Raw genomic sequence first — 25039 nt, 5'->3', positions numbered from 1 at the left:
AATTTTAAAAAATATAGGTTGCCGCAGATTTCCCCGGAATTGAAACCGGTGCTGAAAGTTCATTAATTTTAATATTGAAGTTTTCAACATTTTCGCTGTCGTTCTGTACGATAAGCACTGTTTTTCCTGAAGGAGTTTTAAATGCAGCTGTAGCAAGAGTTTCGGTCTGTGTTGAAGCAATTCTTACAGAGTTCTGTGGGATAAATTTAGAAGCGTGTCCGATGATATAGTAAGCCACATTTCTTGTAAATTCTTCAGAAGAATTAATGGTAATGGCTCCTTTGCATTCGGTACATCCGCCTGGTGTATGAGGCTGAAAACTGGCATCATTCGCAAGATTCCACTCCAAAGCGATTTTGCTCCAGTTTCTCATCGAGCCGATAATTACATTTTTTGTATGCCAGTTTAAATCTCCGTGAAAACTGTCTCTGGAACCGGTCCACTGCTCTGTAAAATATAAATTTTTGTCCGGATGAGCATTGTGGACGGTACTTAACGCGGAAATATCACCTTCATATAAATGAAATGCTGAGCCGTCAATGTATTTGTTGGCTTCGGGATCATCTAAAATATTAATGGCATATTCCGGTTTATTACAGTTGTGATCGTAAACTACAATTTTGGTGGAAATTCCTGACTTTTTGAATTCAGGACCTAAATGATTTTTAATAAAATCTTTCTGCATTTCGGAAGTCATCAAAAGACTTGGATTATTTCCTGGATGCAGCGGTTCGTTTTGCGGTGTGATCGCATTAACGGTAATTCCCTCCTTTTTCATTCCCTGAATATATTTCACGAAATATTTAGCATAAACACCATAAAATTCAGGTTTTAAACTGCCTCCCACTGAGCTTCCATTATCTTTCATCCAAACCGGAGGCGACCACGGTGCGGCAATAATTTTAATTTTCGGATTGATTGCAAGAATTTCTTTCAGCATTGCAATTAAATCTTTGTCTCTCGCTAAACTGAATTTCTCCAGATTAATATCCGTTTGTCCTGTCGGAAGGTCATTGTAAGAAAAAACTTCACCGTCCAGATCTGACGCGCCGACGCTCAGCCTTAAATAACTCACAGAAATTGCGTTTTCAGCACTTCCGAAAATTTCGTTCAAAAGAGCTTTTCGCTTAGCTGCTGAAAGTCTGTTAATGACTTGTACACTACCTCCTGTAAGCGTATAACCAAACCCGTCAACAGTCTGGAACTGCTGTGATCCGTCAATTTCGATGGTTTGAAAACCATTGGAAACATTAGAAAACAGAAAAGAATTCTGTTGCTGCAGTTTTACTGATTCATCGCCTTTGGTAAGCCAGAATTCAATCTTCTTATTTGCGGGAGTTTCCGTTTCTACCGCGGCTCTGTTCCCGCAGGAAATTAAAGAAAAAAGCGCTACACCGCTAAGTGCAGCACTTTTTAAAAAAGAACTCTTTATTTTTATGATCTTCATAATTAATAACCTGGGTTTTGAGTAAGATTTATATTTTTATCTCGTTGATTTTGCGGTATCGGCCACAATAATCGGTTCTGATTAATATTGGCTGCATACGGAAGTATTGCCCCATTTCCATCTTTCTGTTTGGACAAAATCTCAACAGCTTTTCCAGTTCGTTTCAGATCAAACCAGCGCTGTCCTTCAAATGAGAGTTCCAGTTTTCTTTCATGCAGAATTTTATTAATTCCGTCTTCTTTAGATACGATTGAAACCGGACTTAAATTTACCCTTCCTCTAACAAGATTAATTAAATCTGCGGCACCTGATAAATCACCTAAATTTACTTTTGCTTCAGCTTTTAATAAAACTAAATCAGCAAGACGAAGAAGATAAAAATTTTGATTTCCATTGGTATCACGCATTTTATTCGCAAAAGGGAAATTGCTGCCCCAATATGTATCAGGCCAGGTCACGTTTGTAAATTTGACGGAGGTTGCTTTTCTTTCGGTGTCATTTTCATTATCGAAAGACTGAACCAAATCATTGGAAGGTGTCATGAATTTTTTCCAGTCGGTTCCTAAAAACATACCGGTTCCCCACGCTCCGATGGTACTTCCCCATCCTTGCCCGTCAACTTCCCAAATAGATTCTGCATTAAGTTCGTGTTGGTTATCGAACAGATGTTCGTAAGCCGGCAGTAAGCTATATCCGCCATTAATAACTTCTGAGGAAAGTTGTTCTGTTTTTGCCCAATCGGGGCTTGGCTTAGTAGCATATACTTTAGCTAAAAGACCTTTTGCTGCGTTTCTGGTAGCTTTTCCTTTATTAGCAGCATTAGAAGTAGGTGCTTTTGCAATGGATTGCGTAAGATCTTCAATAATGGAAGCATAAACTTCTTCGACACTGTTTCTTGAGGGATAAATGAACGGATAAAGCTCATCCAGATTTTCGGGAGTTACATTGGTAATAACCTTTGTAATTAGTGGGAAATCTCCCCAAAGCTGTACTGCCTGAAAATTTGCTAAAGCCCTCAAAGCATAAGCTTCACCAATCATTTCATCTTTTCTTGATGGAGATAAATCTGAAACTTCATTCACATAATAAATGATTTTGTTACACTTGTTCACCATCCCGGTAAGATAGTTCCAGTCACGGTTTACATTTCCATTGGTGGTATAAATACGGTATTCATCCTGCTGGAAATTTTCCGGATTATCTGCTCCCGCGTAAGAATTATCGGTTTGTGAATCACCGATAACAAAGTAATCTAACTGCCAGTATTCCCCCCCAAATTCTGAGTAGATTGAGTTCATTAATAATTCAGCTTCTGCACCGTTTTTAATTTTAAACTCTTCATAGGGAAATGTAGTTTCTACAATGGGTTCCGTTGAAAGATAATCTCTGCAAGAATTTAAGCTAATAACAGCAATGGAAGCAATTCCTAATATTTTTATCGTATTTTTCATAATTTTTCTTCTTAGTAAACTTTATTAAAAACCAACTTTTAATCCCATTATGTATGTTTTTACCTGAGGATAAGTACCGAAATCAATTCCAGAACTTAAACCGGTCGTAAAAGCACTTACTTCCGGATCAAAACCTGTATAATCAGTGATGGTAAATAAATTCTGTGCAGTTGCATAGACATTTAGATTTTTAAGGCCTAATTTATTAACAAAACCGTTTTTATTGAAGGTGTATCCTAATGTTACACTTTTTAAACGGATATAAGAACCATCTTCTACCCAACGGTCTGAAATTTGTGAGGCCAAAGGATCATTTGCTTTAGGAATATTGGTAATCTGTCCTGGTGCGGTCCAGCGGTCCAGTACTGCTACGGATTGGTTGTTTGAATCCCGCATTGATTCCAACTGGATTTTTGAGGCATTCAGAATTTCATTTCCCTGAGAACCCGTAATCAACATATCCAGATTAAAGCCTTTATAGGAGAAATTGTTACTGAATCCAAAAACGTAATCAGGTTGCGCATCGCCCAGGAAGGTTCTGTCATCGGAATCGTACACTGTGTTGCTTGATGCAATACCGTCACCATCCAGGTCTTTGTAAATAATATATCCCGTATTGGCATCCACATGATCTACTTTCAAACCATAAAATGAGCTTAGGGGTTGACCTTCTGTAAAATATACAGCGTTACCGGACATTGGAACATTTCCAACCATTGAACTGAATTTAGTATCTAGATCTTTTACCTTCGATTTATTGAAGGAAATGTTGAAATTGGAAGTCCATGTGAAATTGTCAGAGACGATATTTTTGGTGTTTAAAGTTGCTTCAATCCCTTTATTTTCTATGCTTCCTAAATTTGCCCAAACTGGATTCGTGTTTGCTGACGAAACAAAACTTACCAATAAATCGTCAGTTATTTTCTGATAAGCATCCACATTTAATGAAATTCTGTTATTTAAGAATCCTAAATCTAAACCGATATTGGTTTGGGTAATAGTTTCCCAGCTTAAATCTGAATTTCCGATTTGAGTTTGAGAAAGTGTAGTGCCTTCAGCATTATAAACACCTAAATTATAAGAAGAATAAGGGGTAATTCCTGTAATGTTTCCTGTTTTTCCCCAGCCACCTCTTATTTTAAGAAGGTTCATCAGTCTGTTTTCTCCATAAAAATTCTCTTTCGAAATAATCCATCCGGCGGAAAAAGAAGGAAAATATCCCCATTTCTTGCCTTCCGCTAATTTAGATGAACCATCGGCTCTCATTGTAGCTGTAAGTAAATATTTATCCTGATAACTGTAATTGGCTCGTGCAAAACCGGAAACCGTATTTACTCTGCTTGCTTCGTAAACCGGTGCGTTTACCTGTGTTGAAAGTCTTAAATCGAGTTCGCGCAAATCTGAAGGAAACTTTTCAGCATAAACATATTTCCCATCATAATCTGCTTGCCCCACAGCATTTCCTAATAACATCTGGAAATTGTTGTTGGCATCTTTAAGATCATACGTTAAAGTGTGTTCGAAAATTAAATTGCTGTAATTGTTTCTTCTGTTAGAACCCACACCTTGTTTTTCTCTTCCATAGCTTGTTCGGTAGCCGTCAACGAAATAATCATTATTTAAGGCAGAGAAATCCAAAGAAACTGAAGGTCTGTAGACCAAATTACTTAGTAATGACACGTCCAATCCTAAACTTGACATTACGCGGTCAATGTTATTTCTGTTTACTCTAGTGGTGTAAGCCAATGGATTTTCCCAAGAACTCTGAAAAGGGTTTTGTGCGAACTGGCCGCTGTTGTCGCTCTTGTAAATTGCTAAAATAGGTGGAGTAAGCAATGAGGCCAAAACCACACCACCACTTGCCGAAGATAAATTATCCCCAATGAAATTATTTTCTGAGGTGATATAATTTAAGTTAGCATGCATTTTCAGCCAGGAATTGGCTTTTGCATCCAAATTTAATCTTAGAGACGTTCTTGTGTAATCTGAAGGCTTTACGATTCCCTGAGTAATTTGATGACCGATGGAAGCAAAATACCTCAATTCGTCAGATCCTCCTCCATAAGAGACATTGTAGTTTTGATCCACTCCTGTTTGGAATGTTTCTTTTTGCCAGTCAGTATTAATTAATGAATTGGCATCCGGATTAGAATTGTTTAAATAAGAACTCATATTAACTCCCCTTTCCTGTTGCAAAGCAATATACTGCGGAGTATTTAAGACTGAAATATTGTTTTCCAGTTTTGAAAAACCAAAATAGGTGTGAAAATCTAATTTTCCCACTCCTGATTTTCCTTTTTTAGTAGTAATTAAAACCACGCCGGAACCTGCATTTACCCCATAAATAGAAGCAGAAGCTGCATCTTTTAAAATGGAGATATCCACAATATCCTCAGAGTTGATTCCGCTTACATCAAATGTTTGTACACCATCCACAATAAAGATCGGATCATTGCTCGAATAAGCAGAACTTAAACCCCGAATGTTGACCTTTAAATTTCCTCCAGGTTTCCCCGAGGGCTGTACAACATTTACGCCAGAGGCATTGCCCTGTAAGCCTTGGGCAACATTGGTGATAGGTCTGTTGTCAAAAGCATCAGCTTTAATGGTAGAAATTGCAGTGGTTAAATTTGATTTTTTCTGAGTTCCATAACCAATCACCACTACTTCCTCAATTTTCTTTTCTTTCAAAGAATCGGAAACCTGAGCATTCATGTTTACTGTAAAATAAAGTACTGCGACTAATCCCAGACTTTTAGAATACTTTAAATTCATATTATTTTAGTTTTTGTTATCTCAATATGAGACAATAAATTTATCTTTTTTTTTGACAACTTTTATTTTTTTTTAACTTATTTCAATTTTTCCAGTATTTTTGAGCCTTGTAATGTTTAATTTTTGTTAATTTAAGACTAAATTACTGTTAAATTAATCCCCAAAATTGAACGCTGGAACAAAAATTTATTTGAATGTCTCTAAAATATAAATCCATCTCATTCCCGTTAAAGATCAGTTTTCTGATATTTTCTATGGTGCTGAACTGTATGGGCATCGTCATCCTGCAGCTTGCGGGAAACGATATTTCCTACAGCAAACTTGGGTTCTTAGAGGCTTTTAAAGATTTGCCGATCGCGTTTATATCACTTTTTGCAGCCAGTTTTATCAACCGTTTTGGAACAAAAAAATCCCTGATCTTGTCTTTACTGACGGTTGGGATCTGTTGTTTCCTCCTTCCATTGCTTGATGTTTTCTGGTTTTTCAAAGTTTGGTTTGCGGTGATCGGTATAAGTTTTTCTCTGGCGAAAATTTCGGTATACGGAATCCTCAGAAATAATATTCTTAACGAAACTGCCCTCGCTAAAGTGATGAGCAGCGTGGAAGCCTCCTTTATGATCGGTATTTTCGTAGTGAACCTTGGTTTCGGATGGCTGATCGCAAGTGAATATTCGGAATACTGGAAATTCGGTTTCCTGCTGATTTCCCTTTTAGCATTCTTAAATGTGTTCATATTATTCAGAACAGAAATCTCAGATAATTCCACCACTGATAAGAAAACTTCGTTGGTTTCAGTTACTCAGTTTCTCAATAAACGTCATTTGCTTTTTTTAATGATTATTTTCAGTATTGTGTTCATCGAGCAGAATTTCAATTCCTGGCTGCCTTCTTTCTATAAAAACCATTTGAATGTGAATTCATTTTTTGCACTGCAGGCATCGGCATTTCTGGCGCTTTTCTCTTTTATTGGCCGAATGGTCACCGCAAATATCATTCAGCGTTTTTCACTTTTCCGTTATTTCATGGTTTGCGTTATTATCATATTTCTGATGCTGATATTTTCCCAAACCTTATTGTTAAACAGTTTTACCAAAGTTTCCCTGTTTATTTTTCCGCTCATCGGGTTATTCCTGGCGCCGCTTTATCCGGTCATCAGTTCGCGCATGATCACCAACATTCCCAAAAACGACATCAATATCTTCACCTCACTCATCGTCATTTTCTCATCCATGGGCAGCTCATTCGGCTCGGTCATGATGTCTTATCTTTTTCAGTACCATTACGGAAATTATTACGCATTCTTCATTTCGTTAGCAGTAATTGTACTTTTTGGTTTAAGTTTTATTTATTTTAAATCTTATGTCTCAAAAAAAGAAAATAATTATTAATTTTGTCTTACTATGAGAATCGACGATACCAAGAACAAACAGAATTTACAGCAGCTTATCGATACTAAAGAATTCGTGGACCACCTCTCTGTGGACTGTGCTATTTTTGGGTTTTCCAACGGAATTCTGAAAGTTTTGCTTTTAAAATATCACGATCTCGATTTATGGTCGCTTCCGGGCGGTTTTGTTTTTAATGATGAAGATCTGCGCGAGGCAGCATCCCGCGTACTTTATGAAAGGACGCATCTTTCCGATATTTTTCTGGAGCAGTTCCACACCTTTGGGCGAAAGGACAGAACAGAAAATAACGTTCATCAAATTCTTCTGAAAAATAAAAATATTGAAGTTCCAAAGGAACACTGGATCTTTCAGCGGTTCATTACCGTTGGTTACTGCAGTTTAATTGATTTCACACTGGTAGATACTTTTCCGGATGCGTTTAATGAAACCTGTGCCTGGTTCGAAGTAGATAAACTTCCGAATATGGCTTTCGATCATGAAAGAATTATCAGTATCGGACTTAATCATATCCGTAAAAACATTGACACCCAAATCGTTGCGAGCAACCTGCTTCCGGAAAAATTCACGATGAAAGAATTGCAGACCGTTTACGAAACTGTCCTTAATGAAAAATTCAGAAGAAATAATTTTCAGCGAAAAATCCTTGCTCTTAACTCACTGGAGCGGCTGGAAAAGTTTTTTGACGGTTCTGCAAACAAAGCGCCCTATCTCTACAAATTTGTAGATAAAAAATAGGTTTTCTGCTTTTATTTTGCTTTAAAATTTCGCCATCTTTCCGAAAAATCCTAATTTTAGCCAAATCTAAAAATTATGTCATATTACCCGCTCACAACCATCCCTGATTATTATCTGATGGATGATCTTTTAACCGATGAACACAAGTTAATCCGGCAATCTGTAAGAGATTGGGTTGAAAGTTTTGTGATGCCAAAAATTGATGAAGCGGCACAAAATCATACCGATATTCCTAACCTGATGAAAGAACTGGGGAAAATTGGCGCTCTGGGTCCATATATTCCTGAAGAATACGGCGGCTCCGGTCTGGATCAGATTTCTTACGGAATTATCATGCAGGAACTTGAAAGAGGCGATTCCGCTGTACGTTCCGCGGCTTCTGTACAAAGTTCGCTGGTGATGTTCCCGATCAATGAATTCGGTTCCGAAGAACAGAAAAGAAAATTCTTACCCCATTTAGCTTCCGGCGAAATGATTGGCGCCTTCGGTCTTACTGAGCCTAATCACGGTTCTGATCCAAGTTCAATGGAAACTCATTTTGAAGATAAAGGCGACCATTATTTACTGAACGGTGCCAAAATGTGGATCACCAACGCTCCCCTTTGCGACATCGCGGTTGTTTGGGCAAAAAATGAAGAAGGAAAAGTTCAGGGACTGATTGTGGAACGTGCTTTTGAAGGATTCACCACTCCTGAAACCCATAACAAATGGAGTCTCCGTGCCTCTAAAACCGGCGAGCTCGTTTTCAATAACGTAAAGGTTCCAAAAGAAAATTTATTACCGAAAGTGGTTGGATTAAAAGGACCTTTGTCCTGTCTGAATTCTGCACGTTACGGAATTTCCTGGGGCGTTATCGGAGCTGCAATCGACTGTTACTGTACGGCTGTTCAATATTCCAAAGAAAGAAAACAGTTCGGAAAACCAATTGCCGGCTTCCAGTTACAGCAGAAAAAAATAGCAGAATTTTTAACAGAAATTACCAAAGCACAGTTGCTCTGTCTTCAGCTTGGAAATCTTAAAAATGCACATAAGGCAAGTCCCGCGCAGATTTCAATGGCGAAAAGAAACAATGTAAAAATGGCCATCGATATTGCCAGAGAATCCAGACAAATGCTGGGCGGAATGGGAATCATGGGCGAGTTTCCAATGATGCGCCATGCCGCAAATTTAGAATCTGTGATTACCTATGAAGGTACCCATGATATTCATTTGCTGATCACCGGTATGGATGTTACCGGAATCAATGCTTTTGGCTAGCATTTGATTTTCAGATTTAGGAAACATTTAATACATTTAAAAACCAAAGCAATTCATTTTGCTTTGGTTTTCTTAATTATTTTCTCAGCGCTCAGCAGTGCTAAACAAAAAAACGCCTCAAAAACATTTGTTTTGAGGCGTTCTACATTTTTGAAATACATCAGAATGACCGAATAAAACAGTCTTCTTGTTTCAATTATTTTACGGCGTTGCTGTTTACTTTTACAAGTTCCACATCAAAGATCAACCATGCGTTTGGCGGTATCACGCCTCCAGCACCTCTAGCTCCGTAACCCAATTCAGACGGGATTAAAAGTGTAGCAGTTTCTCCTTCTTTCATTAATAAAATTCCTTCATCCCAACCTTTAATTACCTGTCCTACTCCGATTGGAATTTCGATAGGCTGGTTTCTTTTGAATGAAGAATCAAACTCAGTTCCGTCAACTAATTTTCCTGCGTAATGCACTGCCACTTCTTCACCTGCTTTCGGAGAAACACCGGAAGTTGTTTTGGTGATTTTGTAATATAAACCTGATGGAGTTACCTGCATTCCGGCTTTTAAATCATCTACAAGCTTTTGCTGATTTGCAGCAAACTCTTCCTCTTTTTTCTTTTTATCAGCTTCAATTTTAGCTTCTGCTGCCTTATTATTTTCCTTGATCTTCCCTTTACCTTCGCTGAAAAGTTTTGCAGCGTCGTAATTTTTATATTCATCACCTTTAGTGAATACGGAAACTTTCTCCAGGACAATATCAGTTTTAGGTTTGTCCTGAGCTCCTTTTTCCACATTTGCAATAGCGTCGATCACATCTTCTCCTTTTACAACAGAACCGAAAATGGTGTGTCTTCCATCTAACCAAGGGGTAGCCACTTCAGTAATGAAAAACTGAGAACCGTTGGTATTAGGACCGGAGTTAGCCATGGAAAGAATTCCTTTCCCTGTGTGCTGCAGATCATTTTTTTCGTCATCAAATTTATAACCCGGATCGCCCATTCCTGTTCCCTGAGGATCGCCGCCCTGAATCATGAAATCTTTGATCACCCTGTGGAAAATCGTTCCGTCATAAAAAGGAACTCCCTTCGCTTTGGCTTTGTTTTCGATTTTTCCTTCAGCCAATCCAACAAAATTAGCAACCGTTACCGGTGCTTTTTTGTCTTCGAATTTCACAATCATATTTCCTTTTGAAGTTTGGAAATTTGCATAAAGGCCGTCTTTCAAGCCTTCGTAAGTTTCTTTGTCTACGTTCATTTTTTTATAAATTGGGGTGCAACTAATCAGCGAAACCGCTGCTAATGCGATTAAAAAATTTTTCTTTACCATTAACTTTAATTTTTACAGTATTTTTATTTTGATGATTAAAGGCATATCGTTCGGAATCTTTTCATTGTCTCCGTAAGTTCCGAAAGCCAGAACTGACGGTACTAAAAGAGTAGCTTCCTGATCTTTATTCAGATATCTCAAGGCATCTTCCACCGCTTTTAATTCTTCGAAATGCCCTAACTGAACGTTAATATTTTTTTTAGGAGTTTCATACAGTTTTACCCCATCAAAATCGTACATGTCATACTGGTATGAAACGGTTTCTCCATCATTTTTCTTAGGATTCTGCCGCAGATTCTCTACGTTTACCCAGTAATTAAGGCTCATCGGATAAAACTTTTCCTGCTGGCTATTCACCCAGTCCTGAATTTGTATTCTTTCCGTTGCGTTGAGATTTTTAGCTCTGTTTTTAGAAGTAGTCAAATCCTTTTCACTCAAAAAACCGCCTACAGGAGGATGAGTCTGCTGGTTCTGAGCACAGCCGATGAGCACTAGTGACGATATTAAAAATATTCTTTTCAAATGTAAATATTAACTTTTGAGCCTTCCGCAATCGATGAATTCAAATAAAAAAGGCATTTAAAATTAAAGCGATTCCATAAAAACTTTTGCGAAAATAAGCAATTCGTATCAAATGATAAAACGAAAAAACCGGGATAAAATTTTCCCGGCTTTTTTTATATTGTTTTAATTCAAACTATACAGTTTCCAAAATCTTTTTTTCAACCAAAACTCTCCATCCAAAAGGATCTTCTGAATGGTTGGTCTGGATATTTACCAAATCTTTCTGTAAGGTTAATGCAAAACTTTCTTCAGGAGAAAGTGATGGAAGTTCCAGCTTTTCCCCTTTGTAACCTAAAGCACGGAAAACGCTTGTCACTACTGCAGTTCCTACGCCCCATACTTCTTTCAGGGTTCCGTTTTTCTGCGCTTCAATGACCGTTTTCACTGCCACTGGTTCCACTTTCACTTCGATACCTCTTTTTTTAGCCAGCTGTATGAAACTGTCTCTGGTAATTCCGTCAAGAATTTTTTCTGAAGTTGGCGGCGTATAAATAGTATCGTTAATTCTTACAAAAACATTCATTGTACCGCTTTCCTCGAAATATTCGTGCGTTGCATCGTCGGTCCAGATGATTTGCTCATAACCTTCCTCAATCGCTAACTGTGTAGGATAAAAAGAAGCTGCATAATTTCCGGCTGCTTTTGCAGAACCTACTCCACCGTTTGCTGCTCTTGAATAGAAATCTGAAATTAAAACTGAAACCGGCTCAGTATAATAGCTTTTTGCAGGAGTTGCAACAATCGCGAACATATATTTATTGGATATTCTTGCTTTTAAAGCTTCCTCCGTAGCAAAAATCAAAGGGCGGATATATAAAGCATTTCCTTCTCCCTGAGGGATCCATGCACGGTCGATATCAACCAAAGCTTTCAAGCCATCCAAAAACATTTCTTCAGTAATTTCCGGCATTGCAAGACGGGTAGCTGATTTATTAATTCTGGCGAAATTCTTCTCCGGACGGAAAAGGAAAACCTGGCCGTCTTTATCTTTATAGGCTTTCATTCCTTCGAAACATGCCTGGCCATAGTTTACACCCATCATCGCAGGTGAAAATGGCAGCGCACCGTAAGGAACCAGCTTCACATCACCCCATTTGCCGTCTTCAAATTCGCAGATGACCATGTGGTCGATAAAAGTATTTCCAAACGAAAAATTCTCAGGATCGAAAGTTGAAATTCTTGGATTTGTAGTTTTTTGAATTATCATTTTAAAAAATTTAATTGATGTTCTACAAATTTAATATAATTTTTTAAATATCAAAATTTTAAATTAATTTTGAAAAAATTTAAGATGGAAAGAGAAATAAAAACGACCGCTGACGGCAGTAAAACACTATATATCAATGATCTTAATGAGAATTATCATTCGCATCACGGAGCACTTCAGGAGGCAGTACATGTCTTTATCAAAAATGGATTAAATCTGGTTGATTTTTATGAAATTAACATTTTAGAACTCGGTTTTGGGACAGGTCTTAATGTTTTAGTCACTATTGATGAATTTTTGAAAACTGACAAAAGTCATATTGTGAAATTCTTTACGATTGAAAAATATCCCGTAAATAAAAAGGAAGTGGATGAATTAGGTTATGATTCATTTTTTAAGGACAGCAAAATGAAAAATTATTATCATAAAATTCATGACTGCGAATGGAACAAATCTACCGAAATTCTGCCCAATTTTCACTTCACCAAATTCCACTGCGATTTCTTCGACCTGAAAAACCTTGATTTACCGAAGATTAATCTGGTTTATTATGACTGTTTCGGAGCTAGGGTGCAGCCCGATTTATGGGAAAAACCTTTATTCGAAATGGTTTCAGACAAAATGGAAAAAGGCGGTCTGCTTACCACGTATTCCTCCAAAGGAAGTGTGCGAAGAATCCTTCAGGAGCTCAATTTTAAAATAGAAAAAAAAGCCGGACCTCCGGGAAAAAGGGAAATGATTAATGCCGTAAAAAATGATTGATGAATTTTAATAACTTTGTCTAACTTCAAAAAAAAAAATCAATCATGATCGACAAAATGAATATCAGGGTGTACGCTGCCGCAGTAAAAGACAGAAAGGTTTTGGTTCTGCACGAAGAATATGCGGGCGAGCATCTGATGAAACTTCCGGGCGGCGGACTGGAATTCGGGGAAGGTGTGCTGGAATGTCTTCACCGCGAATTCGAGGAAGAGCTGAATGTAAAGATTAAAATCATCGGTCATTTATATACCCAGGAAGATTTTTTGGTATCGCGTTTCCGGGATAATGAGCAACTTTTAACGGTATATTATCACGTTGAAATAGAAGATGAAAATGAATTTCTGATCATGGATCCGTGCATTGAAAAAACAGAATGGATTCCCATCGATACTGATGAGAACCCATTTCCTTTACCTGTAGATAAAATTGTTTTTGAAAAACTGAAAGAAAAATTTCTATAAAATTTCGTTCAGAATCTTAGCAAGTCTTAAACCTCCGTACAACAGCTGCTGTTCCATAAGGCCGGCAAATTTGTAATTGTAATCATAGGAATAAGAACCGTCCATTAAAGTGTTTGCGTAAATTTTATTGGCGCTCTGATGACTGTCATAAAGCCATTCTTCAAGCGTTCCGGACTGTATCTGTTTTACTTCCTCTTTAGATTTTACATCCAGAACTCTCGCGTATTCTGTATAGCTGTATTTTTGGAAATCAATCAGTTTGGAATCCCAAAGTGTATGCAGATTGGTGTTTTCTCCAAAAAACTTCAGCTTTATTCTGTTTCCGCCAAGGTCTTCTGCTCTTCCGACGTGCATCGGCTGGGAAGAATCCCCTACTAAATGAATAAGAAATCTTAAAGCAATTTCTCTGTCTTTATCGGAAGTGTTTTTGTCTTTAATCTGCGCAGAAAGGGTTTTGATCTGGGTATAAAGATTAGGACCGGTCTGAGCCTGTAGGCTGTCGGAAAACATTTTCAAGTTCGGTTGGGGATTAATGTTCACATAATGCCACTGATCGGTATGTTTCCAGACTCCGGTGGTGTCAGATTTGATAAAATCCGGCCAGTTTGCCCAATACGCCAGTGTTTCGTCTCCGATAATCTTCTTAAGATGTCTTTTCGCTTTTCCCGAAAGGTGATTTTCAGCAATTTCCGCAACAACGCGGTGCCCTGTCGTTCCGTAAGCATAAACGGAAGTAAAACTCAATACCGCAAGTAAAGGCACTAAGTTTAAAAAAAACTTTTTCATTAATTTATTTCTTGATTTTAAAATTCAGATAACCCGGATAAGGCTGAAAATACCCGGCATTCCAGTTGCTTTGAAGAAGAGATTCCACAAATTCGTCCGACCTGTTTTTGTGCGGGTCGTAGGGTTCTTTAAGGTCAACATCAGCGATATTGCCTTTTACGTTCCACCAGAAAGCACTCCATCCGCCGCGGAGCTCTTTGATGATTTCGTACACCGTTTTACCGGTGGCGCGGTTCATCAGTTTTGCAAAAACCTTCCCTTCGGTTGTGGTTAAATCTTTCAGCTGCAGCTCGTACTGATCAGCCAAAGCCTTTTGCCGGCTTTCCACATACCTTCGCTGAGAACGCTTGTCCATATCTTTTAAATCTTTCTGTATGTCCTCATACTGCGCCAAAGCGGTTACAAAAAGCGGGTACACGCGGTTGAGCTTTTTATTGAGAAAGAAGTAATAGTTCTGATCAAGCTGATTGTTGAATCTCGGCTTGTTCAGGAGCACCAGCTCATCCATTACCACAACATTTTCTCCGTCAATTTCGTATATTTTTGCTTTCTGTGCTTCGTCGTAATAGTATTTATTTCCAAACTCGTCGGTTTTTAAAAGTTCCGGTGGATATTGGCTTAAAGGTTTTGGTGTAAAAAGTGAATCCTTCTGTGCGTTGACTAAAAGCGCCGAAAACAGAAGAAAGGTACCTATCAGTTTATTAAATTTCATTACTTTTACTTCCTATAAAATCAAATATTACTAACAAAATTCATTCCCTTTTTTATGAAATTTGAAAATAAATCCATTAAATTTTTAGAAGAATATCTAAACACTGCAAGTCCAACCGGTTACGAGCATAACGGACAAAAAGCCTGGATGGAATACATCAAGCCATTTGTTGACAAAATTGAATTCGACCATTACGGAACCTGTTATGGAATCATCAATCCGGAAGCTGAATTTAAAGTGGTAATTGAAGCCCATGCTGACGAAATTTCCTGGTATGTGAACTACATTACGGATGAAGGGTTAATTTATGTCATCAGAAACGGCGGTTCCGACCAGATGATTGCCCCTTCAAAAGTGGTCAACATTCACGGAGAAAAAGGAATAGTAAAAGGTGTTTTCGGTTGGCCGGCCATTCATACCCGAGGCGTAAGTTCCAACGAACCGGTTCCGAAACTCGAAAATATTTTTATCGACTGCGGCGCAACCACCAAAAAAGAAGTGGAAGATTTAGGAGTTTTCGTAGGGACAATGATTACCTATCCTGACGAATTTTTCGAACTGAATGACCGATATTTTGTCTGCAGAGCGCTGGATAACCGAATCGGCGGATTTATGATTGCCGAAGTGGCCCGTCTGTTAAAAGAAAACAAAAAGAAAATCCCTTTCGGACTTTACATAACCAATTCCGTACAGGAAGAAGTTGGTTTATACGGAGCCGATATGATCGCAGACACCATTAAACCTAACATTGCCATCATCACCGATGTCACCCATGATACGACTACTCCGATGATTGAAAAGAAAAAAGAAGGCGACCAGAAATGTGGCGACGGGCCCGTTGTTTTCTTTGCACCCAGCGTTCATCACGTTATCCGCGAACTTATTGTAGATACCGCAAAAACCAAGGAAATCCCGTTTCAGAGAGCTGCAGCAAGCCGGGCAACAGGAACCGATACCGATGCATTCGCGCATTCCAACGGCGGCGTTCCTTCAGCACTGATTTCTCTTCCGTTGCGTTATATGCACACAACGGTAGAAATGGTATCCAAAGAAGATGTTTCTAATGTGATTAAATTAATTTATGAAACACTGCTGCAGATCAAGCCGGACATGAAACTGAAATACCACTAAATCTTCCTTCCCGAAAAGTAAACTGAAATAATAAAAAGAAAAATCAACTCAAAAATGAAAACAAAACTGATCGCTCCTTCCCTGCTCTCGGCAGATTTCGGAAACCTGGAAAGGGATATCGAAATGCTCAACCGTTCTCAGGCAGACTGGCTGCATGTTGATGTGATGGACGGAAGATTTGTCCCGAACATTTCTTTTGGATTTCCGGTAATGAAAACCGTGCAGAAATTTTCCAAAAAGTTTGTGGATGTTCACCTGATGATCGTTGAACCTGAAAAATATATTGAGGAGTTTATCGATATGGGCGCAGACCTCATTTCCGTGCATTATGAAGCGTGTACGCATCTTCACCGCACCATCAGTTTGATTCAGGATAAAGACGCAAAAGCCGGAGTGGTTCTGAATCCTGCGACGCCTGTGCTGATGCTCGAAGACATCATTTCCGATGTAGATTTAGTGCTGTTGATGAGCGTGAATCCTGGGTTTGGAGGCCAGAAATTTATTGAAAACACCTACAAGAAAATTGCTGAAACAAAAGATTTAATCCTTTCCAACAATTCTACCGCGTTAATTCAGGTTGACGGCGGAGTGAATCTGGATAATGCAGCAAAACTTTTCGAAGCCGGCGCTGATGTTCTGGTTGCCGGAAATGCGGTTTTTTCCTCAGAAAATCCTGAAAGAACTATTGAGCTTCTGAAAATTTAGGAGCTTTATCCCGCTATCCGCTGTATCTTTTTTTGCCACGGCTTTCCCATGAAAAAAAAGGATGCCGCTTCTATCGGGGCTAGTGGGTCGGTATTAAAAAAATAAAAACAGGCTGTCAGTTTTGACAGCCTGTTTTATATTTAATTTTTCAGAAGAATTAGAAAATCTCTCTTCCGGAAAAATGAAACTGAGCCTCGATCAAAGCGTTTTCATCAGAATCAGATCCGTGAACTGCATTTTCCCCGATGCTTCTTGCAAACATTTTTCTGATGGTTCCTTCAGCAGCTTCAGCAGGATTTGTAGCCCCGATCAAAGTTCTGAAATCTTCAACAGCATTGTCTTTTTCAAGAACCGCCGCAACGATTGGTCCTGAGCTCATGAAATCTACCAATTCTCCGTAAAAAGGTCTTTCAGAATGAACTGCATAAAATTTCTGCGCATCAGCAACGGTCAGCTGAGTAAGTTTCAAAGCTTTGATTTTAAAACCTCCTTCTGCGATTTTCCCTAAAATAGCACCGATGTGACCATCTGCAACAGCATCCGGTTTGATCATGGTGAATGTAATTTTACCTGACATATATCTTGTTTTTTTGTGCTGCAAAAGTACAAAAAAGTTCTTACATTTGTAATGAAAATTCTCATGATGAGGAGCCGAATTTATTTGGCACGGATATTGTAATTTACATTCCGATTCTCATGTTTAATTTGAGTTTTCATGGTTATTAGTTTTTACCCAGCTTCGGCTGGGTTTTTTATTGCGCAGTGTTTTCTTCTGCTTCTTCCATGAGTTTTAAGTAGGTCAGATAGCGGGTCTCTTCGATTTCACCGGTCTCCAGATTGGCCAGCACGGCGCATTTCGGCTCGTTGATGTGCATGCAGTTATGGAATTTACACTCTCTTCCTGTCCTGAAAATTTCAGGGAAATAATGCTGAATTTCTTCTTTTTCCACATCAATCATCGCAAATTCGCGGACACCCGGCGTATCGATCACGCTGCCTCCAAAATCCCAGAAATGCATCTGGGCAAAAGTGGTGGTGTGTTTTCCTTTCAGCTGTGATGCCGAAATTTCAGAAGTTTTAATATTCAAATCGGGCTGCATCGCATTCACCAAAGTAGACTTCCCACTTCCTGAATGACCGAAAAAAACAGAGACTTTGTCTTTAATGATATCCTGCAGCGTTTCTAAATTCAGTTTCGAATAGGAAGAGATCTCCAGGGTTTCATAACCAATATGTTCATAAAGTGCCCGGATATTTTCGACGACTTCTTGTGCTTCATCGTTTAAAACATCCATTTTATTGAACAGAATCAAAGGTTTAATGTTGTACGCTTCGCAACACGCCAAAAACCTGTCAAGAAATCCAAGAGATGTTTCCGGATGTATCAAAGTATATATAAAACAGGCTACATCAATATTGGAAGCAATGATATGTGCTTCTTTCGAAAGATTCACCGATTTTCTGATAAGATAGTTTTTTCTCGGTTCTATCTTCGTAATCCATGCGACATCGTCCTGCTCCAGAGAAAACTCTACCCTGTCGCCCACCGCCAGCGGATTGGTGAGCCTGGTTTTAATCAGTTTGAATTTTCCGCGGATTCTGGCTTCAAAAAACTTTCCGGTTTCCTGTTCCAGAACCTGATACCAGCTGCCGGTAGATTTGGTGATGAGCCCGTGCATTAATTAAAATTTGATGCTGTCATATTAAATATTATTCTGAATTTCAATCGATTCCTCATGAATCGCCTTGAAAACCTTTTCTATAAATTCCTGTGACATTCCCGTTTCGTCAGCTTTCTGGCTTGCGTATTCGGTGATGACTTTCCAACGCTCCGGCTGGAAGATCGCGATGTTGTTTTCTTTTTTCAGGGTACCGATCTTTTCAGAAATCTTCATTCTGTGAGACAGCAACTGAATCAACTGGAAATCCAGATCTGATATCAACGTTCTGTGTCTTCCCATCTCTTCATCGAAAGCGGAGATATCGGAGTTTCTGATCTGTAAATTGCCGATTAAATCAGCCAGAACTTCCGGTGTAATCTGCTGGGACGCGTCACTCCATGCTTCGTCAGGCGTACAGTGGGTTTCGATAATCATTCCCTGGTAGCCTACGTTCAATGCTTCCTGAGCAACTCCCGCCAAACCGGTTCTGTTTCCGCAAATATGGGAAGGATCTACCAACATCGGAATATTCGGATACTGATTCTTAAAATCCAATGCAATCTGCCAGTTCGGGACGTTTCTGTATTTTGTTTTCTGGTAGGTTGAGAATCCGCGGTGAATAACGCCTAAGTTCTTCACATCCTGACCTAAAAGTCTTTCCAGCGCTCCGATCCATAAAGCCAAATCCGGGTTTACAGGGTTTTTAACGAAAACCGGTTTATCGGTTCCTTTTAATGCTTCTGCAATTTCCTGTACGGTAAAAGGATTCACGGTGGAGCGTGCGCCGATCCATAAAATATCTACATCCGCTTCCAGTGCTGCCGCCACGTGATGAGCGTTGGCTACTTCGGTTGCTGTTTTAAAGCCGTATTCTGCCTTCACTTTCTTCAGCCAGTTCAGACCGATTACTCCAACGCCTTCAAAGCCGTTGGGTTTGGTTCTCGGTTTCCATATTCCGGCACGGAAAATAGGAACTTCTGCATTGGATTCTTTTATTCTTCGGGCTGTTTCCAGCATCTGTGATTCGCTCTCTGCGCTGCATGGTCCAGCAATAATCAAAGGAGTGGGGAAATCTTTCACCCAGTTGTTTTCCAGTTCGTGTAAATTCATTATAATCTTTTGCATCGGTCAAAATTTCATTGACCCTTATTTATATATTTAATTGAAATCAAATTTGAAAAGTTCATCCAAATCCCGCAAAACAGGATTTATCTCGGCAAATTTATCGAAAATCTTCCGTTTGGTGATGATTTCTTTTTTCAGGCTTACATCATTTTTATATTCAATGCTGAGATTGAAATGACTCACCTTATGCATAAAATGATTGAAGAAATCGCCGCGTATTTTCTCGAACTCGGTTTTTGCCGATTCTGACGGATAGGTAATCTCGATGATATCCTCGCCTTTTTTCTGCAGTTTAAAAGAACTGATGGCATTGTAAATCAGAATCTCTGTCCGCTTCAGGTCTGCTAAAAACAGCTGCCACTCTTTCTGCAGATCGGTTTCGGTAAAATGTTTGCTGGGCAGGTCTTCTTTTACTGAAGTTACGGCCTGTTCTTCCTCCTCCGTTTCCGCCTGATTCAAAACCGCATTGATGCTGAATTTTGAAGAAACCTTTTTCTTTGCGATCGGTTCCGCAGTTTTAAGGATTACCGGTGCAGGCTGTTCACATGCTGCGCTGGGGACTGCTTTTGCAGCCTCAGGTTTAGTTTCTGTTTTGGGGGTTTCGGAAGTTACTGACGGGGTGCCTTTAAGAAGCGGCGCTAATATCAGATACTTTTTTTTTTAACCTCAGATCCGGCGGCTGTAATTGAAGAAAGCTGCATTAAAGCAATTTCTACCGTCAGCCTTGGATTCTTTGAGTTCTTATAATTGATATCGGCATGGTTGCAGATCTCAATGGCATCAATAAGCTGCTGGGCGTTCCATTTTCTGCTTTGTTCAGAGAACTTTGCTTTGGTTTTCTCCCCTACTTCAATTAAGCTTAAAGTATGCGGATTCTGGGCCATCATCAAATCGCGGAAGTGGTTGCCCAAACCTGCAATGAAAATGTGCGCATCAAAACCTTTTTTCACAATATCATTAAATGCAAAAAGCGCATCGGGAATTCTGTTTTCATGTGCAAGATCCACGATATTGAGGTACTGGTCGTAATCGAGGATATTTAAAACTTCGGCGGCTTTTGCCAAAGTGATGTTTTTCTGGGTAAAGGTGGAAAGCCTGTCGAAGATGGAAAGTGCATCACGCAGGGCACCGTCGGCCTTTTGAGCGATCAGGTAGAGCGCGTCGTCTTCATAACTGATATTTTCCTTTACCGCGATATTCTTCAGATGACTCTGAATGTCTTCAATGGTGATTCTTTTGAAATCGTAAATCTGACAGCGGGAAAGAATGGTAGGAATGATCTTATGTTTCTCCGTCGTTGCGAGGATGAAAATTGCGTGAGCGGGCGGTTCTTCCAGTGTTTTCAGGAAGGCGTTGAACGCTGCCGAGGACAGCATGTGCACCTCGTCAATAATATAAATCTTGTACTTCCCGACCTGAGGCGCAAAACGTACCTGATCGGTCAGTTCGCGGATGTCTTCCACGGAGTTGTTGGAAGCAGCATCGAGTTCGAAGATGTTGTAAGCGAAACCGTCTTCTGATGTGGAACCGTCTCTTTCGTTGATTTTTCTTGCCAGGATTCGTGCACAGGTGGTTTTCCCCACCCCTCTCGGACCGCAGAACAAAAGCGCCTGCGCGAGCTGGTTTTCTTCAATGGCGTGTTCTAAAGTATCTGTAATATGAGCTTGTCCCACTACAGTATCAAACTCTTGGGGACGGTATTTTCTTGCAGAAACCACGAAATTTTCCATTGGTCAAAAATAGGGAAATAATTGAGAAGATAAAAATACCTGGAAAAAATTATTGTTGGAAATGCAGGAAGTATTTTTTGCGTCATCTTCGAGCATTTTACTCCGCCGTTTCTTCTACTCCGTTCGTGAATCTAATATTGAGGACATTAGTTACCCTTTCCTTTGACATTCCTTTGACCTTGCTTTGACATTCCTTTGAGGTGAGTTATTATTTCAGGGAGTGATGTGGTTTTATAAACTGAAGCGAATTTCTGGAGATGTTGTTGCGGGTTTGTTGCGGATTTGTTGCTAAAAAGGGAGTTTTTTGGGAAGCGGCGGCAAGGATTCCCAAAGGAGGGTGCTAGAAAAGTCGTTGTTTTTTACTTAAGTTCTTTTGCCTTGATGCAAAAGGTACTGTGTTAATTTCCAAATATTTTTCGATATTTGTTTAAACTATTTTAAGGAGAACTTTATGTTCATCCTGTGTAGGCAGGCGCAACCCTGTCTACTTTCTTATTTTCCTCATAAGCCGGATCAAACTCATCGGCATTTTTCCACAGTATATAGATCAGGATTAATAGCTTTCTCGCCACCGCAGTTATTGCTATTTTCTTGGCTGGTTTGCGGTCATTCATATTGTTGTAAAAATCCTTCATCACGGGATTAAACCTGGTCGCACACAATGCTGGCATATATAAAGCGTACCGAATAAAACTATTTCCTTTTTTGGATATTCTGCTCTTGCCTTGCTTGTTCCCTGATTGGTTGTGCTGGACATCCAATCCTGCATAACTAGCCAATTGCCTTGTATTGCTGATTAACGCAAATCCATTAGTTTCCGCGATAATACAAATCACCGTAATAAAACTTACACCGGGAATGCTGCATATTTTTTGAACCTTTTCATAAAACTCTGAATCTGACATCACCAACATCCTTAGTTCCGCCTCTATTTCCACCACTTGCGTTTCCAGCAAAGCCAGCTGCTTCTTTAATCTTTTCTCAGTAGAAACAGGGCAACTATAACTATGATGTCGAGCGTGCAACTGATTTTTGACCTGATTAATTTTATCTTTTACTTCACGGTATTCCCTACTCAAAAACTTCAGATTTCGCATGATTTTCGTAGGCATATTCCAACTGGTGAGTTTTCTTTCCAAACCCAGTCTGGATAAAACTTCTGAGTCCTTCCGATCCGTCTTGGTTTTCACATTCAAACTCTTTGAATAGTGCTTCACCATATTGGGAAGTAAGACTGATAATTTACAATCATGTTCGCTTAAATAGTAGGCCAAATGTTCGTAATAAACTCCAGTGGCCTCCATTACAAACAACATCTCTTCTGAAACTTTCTGGGCATTCACCCACTTTAAAAGCTCCTTAAATCCGGCCTTGTCATTACCAAACTTTTTACTCTTTGTAAATTTTTGGTTCTGAAAGCTGTCTGAACTTCCAAAACAGCAATCCAGGTAATCTTTTGAGACATCAATCCCGACACAATGCTTTTCCATAGATTTATTTTTTGATTGGAAAAAAGCTACAGTTCCTTTTCATCTTTTCTCGCATTTATGCGGGATGTATAAAACTCCCTAAGTACTGTTCAGATTCGGAGAAACTTAGAGACAGAGAATCTTTCTTTTTACGGTATATTAGAGCTAATTACCTGAACCAAAATATTTCTTCTGCCTCTTAGCTTTATTCTCCAAAGTAACTGATATTTATAGTATTGCAAACATACGAGAACGAAAAAATCAAGACTGGATCTTTTTGCCTCATCTTTTATATATTTTTAATTGAATCGGCGATCCGCCTAAGGCGGATTGCTAAAAAATTGCAATTTCTTCAAGAAAATCCCCTAAACTCGGGCGGGAAGTCAACAAGTTTTTGTGTACACAATTTTTTGCCGCCACTCAAACAATGGGGATTTTTAGGTATTGCCAATTGAAGATTTGGTTGCGAAGAAATTCCAATTTTTTTTAACGCAAAAATCTCCTAAGTCGTTTGTGGGGTGCCGTTAAGGTGAGTATCGCTTCGATGATAGGTTTTTGTCGCCACTCGAACAGTGGGGATTTTTATGCGGGAGAAGTTGACAGGATCGGAGGTGAAATAATTGCAATTTTCTTTACGCAAAAATCTCCTAGGTCGGTTTTGAACCTTGCTTTTGAAAATCTCCTAACACAAAAATCTCCTAAGTGGAAAGGAAGGTTCTGAAATGTAAAGAAAGGCGCTTTTTTTCCAAAAATTTCCATAAAAGGGAAAGAAAAGGCAGTTTTGGGCATTTAAGGAAAGACTGCTATTCTCAGGCAACCTTAGCTAAACGTGCGGTATGACTGAGATTTTCAGAGGAAACAGCATCCTGAACAAAGAAAATGAATGACAAGTTTCTATATCCTTTGTATATCCTTTGTCTAACCGTTGTATATCCATTCTATATCCGTTGTATATACACTGTTCGTATACTGTTCGATGTTGGGAGTCTGTGAAAACAAAATCAGAATAATTGACAGTGAAGATAAAATCGGGTTTGCCAATGAATATGGCAAGATATTGATTAAACCGCAATTTGAAATTGCAACCTCTTTTCATAAGGGAAAAGCGATTGTTGGAGAAAAATGTAAAAAAATTCCCTGGGATGAGCACGCGAAGGAAGGAGATTGTCACCATTATTCTATTGTTTGTGAAAATCAAGGATTCATCAATGAAAATGGAGAAATTTTAAAACTTGGAAAATATCAGTTTGAGGATATTGTAAATGAAATTAATTGGAAACCTGATGATGAGGAATACTAAAAATTATTTCAGCTAAGATGTTTTTTCTATTAGCGGGGCTGGAGTTTACATCATAAAGATTTTCGCTAATTGTCCTTTTCGTTATATTTACAAAGATTAGTAATATAAAGCCGTTAGGCGTAATGACAAATACCATTCTACATGAAAACACTACAACTCTTATTCATTTTCATTTTTTCTGTTTGCTTTTCGCAGGAGAATACTCTTTATGAAAGACTTTCTGCTTTAAAAAATAACGGAAAGATTTGGTATAATATTGATGGTTACAGTGTAACGAGCGAAACATTTAATACTGCATTTGATGAAAAAGGTCTGAAAAAGATTTTCAGGAAACACCAGATCCAGGAATCAGATGCTAAGCTAAAAAACAACCGGATCAGGTATAATAATCTGTCTGTATCAAAACAGCAAAAAATTACGGACAATAACTATCAAACGGACACTTATTATTTCGTCGAAACTCCGGATAAAAAGACGAATGTTGTTTGGTTTATCAAAAACGGTACACCGGATAAGGAAACCGAAGAGCAATTAGTTAACGCCATTATCGACAATAAAATTCCGGATGAAAACTTTGTTTCTATGGAAATTGGTTCGATTGATTTTGCCGGAAGAAGTGTGGAACTGGGAAACAGGTGTTACTGGACTTTTCTGAATACCGTTCAATGTCCATATTCAGGAGAAATGAACTGGAGTATTCACAGAACGCTGCAGGATGCAAAAGAATCAGTTGAAAATCAACTAAACGTCACGAAATCCAGAAAAGGTGGAAAGGTTACCTCTGAAGAAACAGTAGATCTCACTTTCGAAGGCGTTCCTACAAAAGCCAAGAAAGTGGTTTATGATTTCACCGGGCTGACCTCTGCATTAGCCGGAATGTCGGGTGGAAAATCCCTGACCATTTTATAGTTCCCCCGGAAAATCGGACAGTAAGTTTAGTTGAAAAAAAACAATTAAATTTACAATATGTCACAGCGAAGAAAATTCAATTCAGGATTCAAATTTAAAGTAGTAGTTGAAGCATTAAGCGA

Annotated in this window: 24 protein-coding genes; 10 read left to right on the top strand and 14 right to left on the bottom strand. The window is 38.9% G+C overall.

Going from position 1 to position 25039, the window contains the following annotated elements:
- Nucleotides 1–4 precede the first annotated feature (4 nt).
- From KSK37_RS03275 to KSK37_RS03265, 3 genes are read right to left on the bottom strand one after another with little or no spacing between them, the layout of a single operon-like run.
- Complete coding sequence (locus KSK37_RS03275; RefSeq protein WP_217199441.1) at nucleotides 5–1447, bottom strand: glycoside hydrolase family 30 protein; 1443 nt, start codon at nucleotides 1445–1447, stop codon at nucleotides 5–7.
- Nucleotides 1448–1449: 2 nt separating this feature from the next.
- Complete coding sequence (locus KSK37_RS03270; RefSeq protein ID WP_217199440.1) at nucleotides 1450–2898, bottom strand: RagB/SusD family nutrient uptake outer membrane protein; 1449 nt, start codon at nucleotides 2896–2898, stop codon at nucleotides 1450–1452.
- A gap of 24 nt (nucleotides 2899–2922) precedes the next feature.
- Nucleotides 2923–5673 carry a SusC/RagA family TonB-linked outer membrane protein gene (locus KSK37_RS03265; RefSeq protein ID WP_217199439.1) on the bottom strand — a complete coding sequence of 917 codons (2751 nt, stop codon included), beginning with the start codon at nucleotides 5671–5673 and terminating at the stop codon, nucleotides 2923–2925.
- Between the two features lie 194 nt (nucleotides 5674–5867).
- On the opposite strand from KSK37_RS03265, the gene KSK37_RS03260 reads away from it, so the two are divergent.
- From KSK37_RS03260 to KSK37_RS03250, 3 genes are all read left to right on the top strand, one after another.
- Nucleotides 5868–7061 (top strand): MFS transporter, encoded by a 1194-nt coding sequence (locus KSK37_RS03260; protein WP_217199437.1) that lies wholly within the window; start codon nucleotides 5868–5870, stop codon nucleotides 7059–7061.
- Between the two features lie 12 nt (nucleotides 7062–7073).
- Nucleotides 7074–7817: an NUDIX hydrolase gene (locus KSK37_RS03255; RefSeq protein WP_088360335.1), complete on the top strand. Its 744-nt coding sequence runs from the start codon at nucleotides 7074–7076 to the stop codon at nucleotides 7815–7817.
- A gap of 75 nt (nucleotides 7818–7892) precedes the next feature.
- On the top strand, nucleotides 7893–9074 hold the full coding sequence (locus tag KSK37_RS03250; protein WP_217199436.1) for an acyl-CoA dehydrogenase family protein: 1182 nt from the start codon (nucleotides 7893–7895) through the stop codon (nucleotides 9072–9074).
- A gap of 196 nt (nucleotides 9075–9270) precedes the next feature.
- Here KSK37_RS03250 and KSK37_RS03245 read toward each other — a convergent pair whose 3' ends face one another.
- The 3 genes from KSK37_RS03245 to KSK37_RS03235 all read right to left on the bottom strand — a co-directional run bounded on the left by KSK37_RS03245 (nucleotide 9271) and on the right by KSK37_RS03235 (nucleotide 12166).
- Complete coding sequence (locus tag KSK37_RS03245) at nucleotides 9271–10323, bottom strand: peptidylprolyl isomerase (protein ID WP_246566208.1); 1053 nt, start codon at nucleotides 10321–10323, stop codon at nucleotides 9271–9273.
- A gap of 84 nt (nucleotides 10324–10407) precedes the next feature.
- Nucleotides 10408–10917: an FKBP-type peptidyl-prolyl cis-trans isomerase gene (locus KSK37_RS03240; RefSeq protein WP_217199434.1), complete on the bottom strand. Its 510-nt coding sequence runs from the start codon at nucleotides 10915–10917 to the stop codon at nucleotides 10408–10410.
- A gap of 175 nt (nucleotides 10918–11092) precedes the next feature.
- Complete coding sequence (locus tag KSK37_RS03235; protein WP_088360338.1) at nucleotides 11093–12166, bottom strand: branched-chain amino acid aminotransferase; 1074 nt, start codon at nucleotides 12164–12166, stop codon at nucleotides 11093–11095.
- A gap of 84 nt (nucleotides 12167–12250) precedes the next feature.
- Between KSK37_RS03235 and mnmC2 the strand changes: the two genes are divergently transcribed.
- Together mnmC2 and KSK37_RS03225 are read left to right on the top strand one after the other, a co-directional pair.
- A complete protein-coding gene (gene mnmC2 / locus KSK37_RS03230) occupies nucleotides 12251–12928 on the top strand; it encodes a tRNA (5-methylaminomethyl-2-thiouridine)(34)-methyltransferase MnmC2 (protein ID WP_217199433.1) in 678 nt (225 codons plus the stop codon).
- A gap of 44 nt (nucleotides 12929–12972) precedes the next feature.
- On the top strand, nucleotides 12973–13389 hold the full coding sequence (locus KSK37_RS03225) for an NUDIX domain-containing protein (protein WP_088360340.1): 417 nt from the start codon (nucleotides 12973–12975) through the stop codon (nucleotides 13387–13389).
- Here KSK37_RS03225 and KSK37_RS03220 read toward each other — a convergent pair.
- Both KSK37_RS03220 and KSK37_RS03215 read right to left on the bottom strand, forming a co-directional pair.
- A complete protein-coding gene (locus KSK37_RS03220; RefSeq protein WP_217199432.1) occupies nucleotides 13384–14175 on the bottom strand; it encodes a S1/P1 nuclease in 792 nt (263 codons plus the stop codon). The genes KSK37_RS03225 and KSK37_RS03220 overlap by 6 nt on opposite strands.
- Before the next feature lie 4 nt (nucleotides 14176–14179).
- Entirely contained in the window at nucleotides 14180–14887 is a 708-nt protein-coding gene (locus KSK37_RS03215) for a DUF4294 domain-containing protein (protein ID WP_088360342.1), read from the bottom strand.
- Between the two features lie 54 nt (nucleotides 14888–14941).
- Between KSK37_RS03215 and KSK37_RS03210 the strand changes: the two genes are divergently transcribed.
- On the top strand, nucleotides 14942–16018 hold the full coding sequence (locus KSK37_RS03210) for a M42 family metallopeptidase (protein ID WP_217199430.1): 1077 nt from the start codon (nucleotides 14942–14944) through the stop codon (nucleotides 16016–16018).
- Nucleotides 16019–16072: 54 nt separating this feature from the next.
- Nucleotides 16073–16723, top strand: a complete 651-nt coding sequence (rpe, locus tag KSK37_RS03205) for a ribulose-phosphate 3-epimerase (protein ID WP_217199428.1) — start codon at nucleotides 16073–16075, stop codon at nucleotides 16721–16723.
- A 157-nt stretch (nucleotides 16724–16880) separates the two neighbouring features.
- Here rpe and KSK37_RS03200 read toward each other — a convergent pair whose 3' ends face one another.
- The 4 genes from KSK37_RS03200 to KSK37_RS03185 form a co-directional block, all read right to left on the bottom strand.
- Nucleotides 16881–17300 carry a nucleoside-diphosphate kinase gene (locus KSK37_RS03200; RefSeq protein WP_088360345.1) on the bottom strand — a complete coding sequence of 140 codons (420 nt, stop codon included), beginning with the start codon at nucleotides 17298–17300 and terminating at the stop codon, nucleotides 16881–16883.
- A 175-nt stretch (nucleotides 17301–17475) separates the two neighbouring features.
- Nucleotides 17476–18402, bottom strand: coding sequence for a ribosome small subunit-dependent GTPase A (gene rsgA / locus KSK37_RS03195; RefSeq protein ID WP_217199426.1), 927 nt, complete (start codon nucleotides 18400–18402; stop codon nucleotides 17476–17478).
- Nucleotides 18403–18426: 24 nt separating this feature from the next.
- Nucleotides 18427–19494: a chorismate mutase gene (locus KSK37_RS03190; RefSeq protein WP_217199424.1), complete on the bottom strand. Its 1068-nt coding sequence runs from the start codon at nucleotides 19492–19494 to the stop codon at nucleotides 18427–18429.
- Nucleotides 19495–19542: 48 nt separating this feature from the next.
- Nucleotides 19543–19968 carry a hypothetical protein gene (locus KSK37_RS03185; protein WP_246566206.1) on the bottom strand — a complete coding sequence of 142 codons (426 nt, stop codon included), beginning with the start codon at nucleotides 19966–19968 and terminating at the stop codon, nucleotides 19543–19545.
- A 10-nt stretch (nucleotides 19969–19978) separates the two neighbouring features.
- On the opposite strand from KSK37_RS03185, the gene KSK37_RS03180 reads away from it, so the two are divergent.
- On the top strand, nucleotides 19979–20173 hold the full coding sequence (locus KSK37_RS03180) for a hypothetical protein (protein WP_217199422.1): 195 nt from the start codon (nucleotides 19979–19981) through the stop codon (nucleotides 20171–20173).
- Here KSK37_RS03180 and dnaX read toward each other — a convergent pair.
- Both dnaX and KSK37_RS03170 read right to left on the bottom strand, forming a co-directional pair.
- The gene (gene dnaX, locus KSK37_RS03175; RefSeq protein WP_217199420.1) at nucleotides 20154–21239 is read right to left on the bottom strand and encodes a DNA polymerase III subunit gamma/tau; all 1086 of its coding nucleotides are present in this window, start codon (nucleotides 21237–21239) and stop codon (nucleotides 20154–20156) included. The genes KSK37_RS03180 and dnaX overlap by 20 nt on opposite strands.
- Before the next feature lie 455 nt (nucleotides 21240–21694).
- Complete coding sequence (locus KSK37_RS03170; RefSeq protein ID WP_217199419.1) at nucleotides 21695–22729, bottom strand: IS110 family RNA-guided transposase; 1035 nt, start codon at nucleotides 22727–22729, stop codon at nucleotides 21695–21697.
- Nucleotides 22730–23687: 958 nt separating this feature from the next.
- Between KSK37_RS03170 and KSK37_RS03165 the strand changes: the two genes are divergently transcribed.
- Nucleotides 23688–24008: a WG repeat-containing protein gene (locus tag KSK37_RS03165; RefSeq protein ID WP_217199418.1), complete on the top strand. Its 321-nt coding sequence runs from the start codon at nucleotides 23688–23690 to the stop codon at nucleotides 24006–24008.
- Nucleotides 24009–24149: 141 nt separating this feature from the next.
- Nucleotides 24150–24917: a hypothetical protein gene (locus tag KSK37_RS03160; RefSeq protein ID WP_217199417.1), complete on the top strand. Its 768-nt coding sequence runs from the start codon at nucleotides 24150–24152 to the stop codon at nucleotides 24915–24917.
- Nucleotides 24918–25039: the final 122 nt, after the last annotated feature.

This window comes from Kaistella soli, assembly GCF_019038595.1.
Taxonomy (GTDB): domain Bacteria; phylum Bacteroidota; class Bacteroidia; order Flavobacteriales; family Weeksellaceae; genus Kaistella; species Kaistella soli.
This window is presented reverse-complemented; position numbering and strand designations above follow the sequence as displayed.